Annotated in this window: 7 protein-coding genes; all 7 read right to left on the bottom strand. The window is 59.8% G+C overall.

Going from position 1 to position 6,528, the window contains the following annotated elements:
* Positions 1–272 (bottom strand): orotidine 5'-phosphate decarboxylase / HUMPS family protein (locus tag ACC569_RS06955; protein ID WP_372522780.1); only part of this gene is annotated, 272 nt, incomplete at its 3' end.
* A complete protein-coding gene (gene lapB / locus ACC569_RS06950; protein WP_372522779.1) occupies positions 273–1,433 on the bottom strand; it encodes a lipopolysaccharide assembly protein LapB in 1,161 nt (386 codons plus the stop codon).
* Between the two features lie 115 nt (positions 1,434–1,548).
* Positions 1,549–1,845 carry a lipopolysaccharide assembly LapA domain-containing protein gene (locus tag ACC569_RS06945; RefSeq protein ID WP_372522778.1) on the bottom strand — a complete coding sequence of 99 codons (297 nt, stop codon included), beginning with the start codon at positions 1,843–1,845 and terminating at the stop codon, positions 1,549–1,551.
* A 256-nt stretch (positions 1,846–2,101) separates the two neighbouring features.
* Complete coding sequence (locus tag ACC569_RS06940; protein WP_096360346.1) at positions 2,102–2,389, bottom strand: integration host factor subunit beta; 288 nt, start codon at positions 2,387–2,389, stop codon at positions 2,102–2,104.
* Between the two features lie 154 nt (positions 2,390–2,543).
* Entirely contained in the window at positions 2,544–4,268 is a 1,725-nt protein-coding gene (gene rpsA, locus ACC569_RS06935; RefSeq protein WP_372522781.1) for a 30S ribosomal protein S1, read from the bottom strand.
* 83 nt (positions 4,269–4,351) lie between these two features.
* Complete coding sequence (gene cmk, locus ACC569_RS06930; RefSeq protein WP_372522777.1) at positions 4,352–5,041, bottom strand: (d)CMP kinase; 690 nt, start codon at positions 5,039–5,041, stop codon at positions 4,352–4,354.
* 123 nt (positions 5,042–5,164) lie between these two features.
* Positions 5,165–6,475: a 3-phosphoshikimate 1-carboxyvinyltransferase gene (aroA, locus tag ACC569_RS06925; protein WP_372522776.1), complete on the bottom strand. Its 1,311-nt coding sequence runs from the start codon at positions 6,473–6,475 to the stop codon at positions 5,165–5,167.
* Positions 6,476–6,528: the final 53 nt, after the last annotated feature.

The following is a 6,528-nucleotide window of genomic DNA, read 5'->3' as shown; positions in this document are numbered from 1 at the left end:
CCCAGGACATGCACATTCAGCATCCAGACGCCCAGGCTGGCCGCCTGGGTGCAGGCGCGCGCCACGGTCGTCGGGATGTCGTGATATTTGAGGTCGAGAAACACATCGAATCCGCGCGACACGAGATTCTCCACCGCCTTGGGGCCGGCCGCCGTGAAAAGCTCCATCCCGACCTTCACACGGCAGTGCGCGGGTGAAAGCCGCGCGGCAAACGTCTGCGCGGCATGAGCGTCGGGGAAATCCAGAGCAACAATGACACGCGGATCCCCCATTCACTCCTCCCGTACCGGTTTGATGGTGTTCCAGCGATTGCAGCCGGGGCATAACCAATGCAATGCCTTTCCCCTGAAGCCGCACTGACCGCAGGCGTAGCCGAGATGCTGCGCGCGCAGGCCCTCGATGATGCCTTTCAGCAGCAGCAGATCATTTCGTCCCGAGTCGGGTGCCTTGACCAGATTCAGTTCCAGCAGCTTGTGCAGTCCATGCACGTTGGGCGTGCGTCGCAGCCATTCGACGATGAATTTTTCCGCCGCCGGCACGCCATCGCGCACGCTGATGACGTCCGCGAAAGCCAGCGCCAGCGATACGCCGCCGTGCCGCTGCAGCGAAGACCGGAAATACTCATAAAGCCCCTGCTCGTCGTTCAACTGCTTGAATCCGGCGGCGATTCGCCCGGCTACCTCGCCGAGATAATGCATGTCCTGTTCCTCGATTCGGCACCAGTCATCGATCGCCTCGCGGTACTTGCCTTCCTGTGCCGCGATATCGCCGAGCAGCATGCTGGCGCGCACGCACTTGTCATCGGCCGCGAACGCGTGCTTCAGGTGCTCGCGGGCGGCGGAATAGTTCTTTCGCGCGTAGTCCTGATCCGCCAGTTCGCAGTAAAAATGCGCGATCATCTCATCCATGTTTTTGCCGGACACGCGCGCCAGCTTGCGGGTGATGGATATCGCCTTTTCCCATTCTTTTTCCTGCTGATAGATATGCAGCAAGAGCTTCAGCGCCTGTTCGCTGTGGGCGCGGATTTCAGCCAACTCGAGGAAAAGATTTTCGGCGCGGTCGAAAAGACCGGCCTTCAGGTAGTCCTGGCCCAGCTCCAGCAGCGCGTGGCTGCGTTGCTCCTTGTCGAGCGTGGGCCGGGCGATCAGGTTCTGATGGATGCGGATGGCGCGCTCGACTTCGCCCCGGCGGCGAAAGAGATTTCCCAGCGCCAGATGCGTCTCGACGGTATCCGAATTGACTTCCAGCACGCGTATGAAAACTTCGATCGCCTTGTCAGGCTGTTCGTTTAGCAGGAAATTGAGGCCCTTGAAATAGGCCGAAGGCAGATCGAGCGATTGCCGGGCATGACGTTTCTGTTCGAACCGGGCCGCGAGCCAGCCGGAGGCAGCCGCCAGCGGTAACAGCAGCCACAGCAGATCGACGGCATTCATAAATATTATTATGTCAGGACGAACATAGCGAAGCGGAGTAGGTCTTTATTCATATATCAAGACGAGCGAAGCATGGCTTCTCGTCTTATGGCAAGACGAACGAAGTAGGCCTTCATTAGATGACATCTTTAATCGGCAGAGCGCGCAGATTGATGACTTCCTGCTCGATCTGACGGATTTCCTTGCGCGCCTGAACCAGTTGCCGCTGCATTCGCACCACGGTTCGAAGGCTGGCGATATAGCCCGCCACCACGCCAAAGGCGAAAGCGGCCAGCAGCGCCATCGACAGCGGTCCGCTCCACTTCAGCCCGAAATAGTAATTAAGCTCCACTATCTGTCTATTCAGAACGGCAAAAGCGATGCCAATGAGCAGAACCAGAATTGCCAGAACCGTATAAAAAATCCGCTTCATGATGCCTCCTTTACCGCCGTCTCCGAAGGGGCTGCCACCGTCCGAGGCGTAAGCCCTTTCGGCAGTGGCAGCCGGTGCGACTCAAAGAACGTCGTCTCCTGTGGCGACCCGGCGCCTCCTTTCGAAAGAGCTGCGCCTCGGAAAGGAGTCGCCCTGCGCCTCGGGATCCAGCGGCTAGTTTGTCTTATTTTTGGTCATAAAAAAACGACATGGGTGACCCACATGCCGTTTCATGTCCCGCGCAAAGCGAAAGCACTCATTCCGTACCGTTGTTGACGCGCTCCCTCAGCTCTTTGCCAGGTTTGAAATGGGGGACGAACTTGTCCGGGACCTGCACCGCGGCCCCGGTCTTGGGATTCCGGCCGGTACGCGGCGGACGGTAATGCAGCGAAAAGCTCCCGAAACCGCGGACTTCGATGCGGTCGCCCGAGGACAACGCGGCGGACATCTGTTCCAGCAGTTCCTTGACCGCCAGTTCCACGTCCCGGTAGTCCAGTTGCGGCTGCTTGGCCGCGAGCAGGCTGATCAGTTCAGATTTTGTCATACTCACTCTACCTATAGAAAATAAGTAGAAAGATTTCAAGCAGTTTCATGGGTTACCGACCAAAATAAACTTGGCGATACCCCACGCCGGTACTACCAGAATCACCGCCTCACCCCTGCAAAAACCGATGCATTTACCCACCGGAAGACGGTTTTCAGGCGTCGGAACTGTCATGCCCCCCCAGCTTTTCCTTGAGCTTGTCACCCAGGGAAGAGGTGGCCGAGCCCCCCTTACGGGCATACTCCTGCACCGCCTCGTTCTCTTCCTCCATGTCCTTGGCCCGGATGGAGAGCGAGATTTTGCGATTCTTGCGGTCGATCGTGATGATCTTGGCCTCGACGCTGTCGCCGTCCTTCAATGCGGAACGCGCGTCTTCAATACGGTCGCGTGCTATATCGGAGGCGCGCAAATAACCTTCGATCTCGTCGGCGAGTTTGATGACCGCGCCTTTGGCTTCGACGCTCGTCACTGTGCCTTTCACGATGGCACCCTTGCCATGGGCTGTCACATAGCTCGTAAACGGATCGCCTTCGAGTTGCTTCACGCCGAGCGAAATACGCTCGCGCTCGGGATCGACGGCGAGGATCATGGCCTCGATCTCGTCGCCCTTCTTGTAGTTATGCACGGCCTCTTCGCCCGGCATGGCCCAGGAGAGGTCGGACAGATGTATCAGGCCGTCGATGCCGCCTTCCAGGCCGACGAAGATGCCGAAGTCGGTGATGGATTTGATCTTGCCGCTGATCTTGTCGTTCTTGTTGTGATTGGAGGCGAACTCTTCCCACGGATTCGGCTGGCACTGCTTCATGCCCAGCGATATGCGGCGGCGCTCGGTGTCGATGTCGAGAATCATCACCTCGACCTCGTCGCCCAACTGCACGACCTTGGTCGGATGGATGTTCTTGTTGGTCCAGTCCATTTCGGAAACGTGCACCAGGCCTTCCACGCCCGGCTCGATTTCGACGAACGCGCCGTAATCGGTGATGTTCGTTACTTTGCCGAACAGACGCGTGCCTTCCGGATAACGGCGCTGGATGTCCACCCATGGATCGTCGCCGAGCTGCTTGAGGCCGAGCGAGACGCGGTTGCGTTCGCGGTCATAACGCAACACCTTGGCTTCGATTTCATCGCCGATCTTGAGCACTTCGCCCGGATGTTTCACGCGCTTCCACGCGAGATCGGTGATATGCAGCAAGCCATCGATGCCGCCCAGATCGATGAACGCGCCGTAATCGGTAAGGTTCTTGACCACGCCCTTGACCGTCTGGCCCTCTTCCAGACCTGACAGCAGTGCTTCGCGTTCGGCGGAGATTTCCTTCTCGACCACGGCGCGGCGCGAGACCACCACGTTGTTGCGCTTGCGGTCGATTTTAATGACTTTGAATTCGAGTTCCTTGCCCTCGAGATAGCTGGGGTCGCGCACGGGACGGACATCGACCAGGGAGCTGGGGAGGAAGGCGCGGATGGTGTTCATGGCGACGGTGTAACCGCCTTTCACCTTGCCGGTCATGACGCCGGTGACGACGGACTGCACTTCGAAGGCCTTCTCGAGGTCTTCCCACGCCTTGGCGCGGCAGGCTTTCTCGCGCGACAGACGGGTTTCGCCGGTGCCGTCTTCCAGCATTTCGATCACAACCTCCACGCGGTCGCCGACCTTGACGGTCACTTCACCGCGGGCGTCCTGGAATTCAGCGGCGGGGATCACGGCTTCGGACTTCAGTCCGGCGTTCACCACCACCACGTTATCGTCCACGTGCACTACTTCACCGGTGATCAGCTCACCGGATTTCAGTTGGATTTTATTGAGACTTTCTTCAAATAATTGCGCGAAACTTTCGGTCATAGGTTTAAATTGGTTCCGATCGCCGGCAGCGAAGGCCATGGCTGTCATGTAGCGACTCTGGTTACTCGGGTTGGTTGTAAGTGGAGATCCCGGCGTCCTGTCCGTTCCCTGGAAAGGCATGGCTACCCCGGCCGTTGCCGTTCCTGCAGCAGGCCATATACACGCTCAACGACCCCGGAAATGTCGAGCTGAGAGGTATCCAGGATACACGCATCAATCGCCGGCTTGAGCGGAGAAGCCTCCCGCCCGGCATCGCGTGTATCGCGCTCACGGATCTCGTCCAAAAGCTGGCGAAGGTTAACATCGAATCCCTTGTCCTTCAACTGTTTATAGCGCCTCTCGGCGCGAACTTCAGGGCTCGCCGTGAGATATACCTTAAGTATGGCGTCGGGAAACACGGCGGTGCCCATGTCCCGGCCATCCGCCACCAGCCCGGGGGACTGACGAAAAGAGTGCTGTTTCTGCAACAATGCCAGACGGACATCCGGAATCGCCGCCAGGATCGACGCCCGCCGTCCGCTTTCCTCGGTACGCAACCGGTCGCCTACTTCCTCGCCATTCAGCCGCACATCCACCACATCCCCGCCAGACCTGGGCAGGAAACGGATATCCATGGCCATGGCCAGCCGCGCCAGCGCCGCCTTGTCGCCAAGATCGACTTCCGCCCGGTTGGCGGCGACGCCCAGCGCCCGATAAAGCGCGCCGCTGTCGAGAAAATGCCAACCCAACCGCTGCGCGAGCAGTTGCCCGACCGTCCCCTTGCCGGAGCCGCTCGGACCGTCGATGGTTAGTACTGGTACTTTAGTAGACACGTTATTCTCTTGAATGAAATATCTTGAACCGCCAAGGACTCCAAGAAAACAATATAAACGATTTTGATCTTTACCACTCTTGGCGCTCTTGGCGTCCTTGGCGTCCTTGGCGGTTAAACATCTTTAATTATGTCGTATAAGAAGTCCGGCGCGCGCGGCAAGCTCGATGAAGCCCGGGAACGAGGTATCCACGTTTTTGCAGTCGCGTACCGTGATGGGGCCAGCGGCACGCAGCGCGGCCATGGCGAACGACATCGCGATGCGGTGATCACCGTGGCTGTCGATCTCCCCGCCCTGCAAACGGCCGCCCTGAATGACGATGCCATCCGGCGTTTCACGCGCGGCGATGCCGAGATGTTTCAGGCCCTGGGCCATCACCGCGATGCGATCCGATTCCTTCACGCGCAGCTCGTGCGCGCCGGTCAGTACGGTTTCACCCTGCGCGCAGGCGGCGGCGACAAACAGCGCCGGGAATTCGTCGATGGCTAACGGCACCTGATCCTCGGGGATGCGAATGCCACGCAAGTTGGCCGCGCGCACGCGGATATCGGCCACCGGTTCACCGCCCGCTTCGCGCGGATTCAGCAATTCCAGATTCGCACCCATGAGCTTGAGGATGTTGATCACGCCGATGCGCGTGGGATTGACGCCGACATGTTCGAGCACGATATCGGAACCCGGGGCAATACTGGCGCCAACCAGAAAGAACGTCGCCGAAGAAATATCCGCCGGAACATCGATGTCGCAGGCCTTGAGCCGGCCGCCGCCCTGCAGGCTGACGCGCGCACCCGCCGTCTTCACGGCATAACCGAAACCACGCAGCATGCGTTCGGTATGATCGCGCGTCGGCGCGGGCTCGGTGACGGACGTCTCGCCCTCGGCATACAGCCCGGCGAACAGCAGGCAGGATTTCACCTGGGCACTGGCCACCGGCATCTGGTAATCGATCTCGTGCAATTTCCGGCCGCCCGCGATCCGCAACGGCGGGCGTCCAACCGCGGCGGTGGCGACCGCCGCGCCCATGGCGCCGAGCGGGTCGGACACGCGCTTCATGGGCCGCTTGCTGAGCGACGCGTCGCCGACGAGTTCCGAGTCGAACGCCTGGCCCGCGAGGATGCCGGCCATGAGCCGCATGGCGGTGCCGGAATTGCCCATATCGAGCGCCTGTTTCGGGGCTTTCAATCCACGCAGACCGACGCCGTGAATGACCAGCTTGCCGTGGTCCGGTCCCTCGGCGCGCACTCCCATGGAGCGGAACGCGCCCAGCGTCGAGAGCACGTCTTCGCCTTCGAGCAGGCCGGTCACGCGCGTCGTGCCTTCGGCGAGCGCGCCGAGCATCACCGAGCGGTGCGAGATGGATTTGTCGCCCGGCACGCGGATTCTTCCGGTCAGCTTGCCGCCGGGCTGAACTATATAGTCTACGGGTTTGCTCACGGTAACTTATCCGGAAACAGAACAGACAGGATTTTCAGGATCAACCGCGCGGA

Origin of the sequence: Sulfuricaulis sp., assembly GCF_041499725.1 — a bacterium.
Lineage (GTDB): Bacteria > Pseudomonadota > Gammaproteobacteria > Acidiferrobacterales > Sulfurifustaceae > Sulfuricaulis.
The sequence above is the reverse complement of the archived record's forward strand: the minus strand, read 5'-3'. Positions and strand labels throughout refer to the sequence as shown.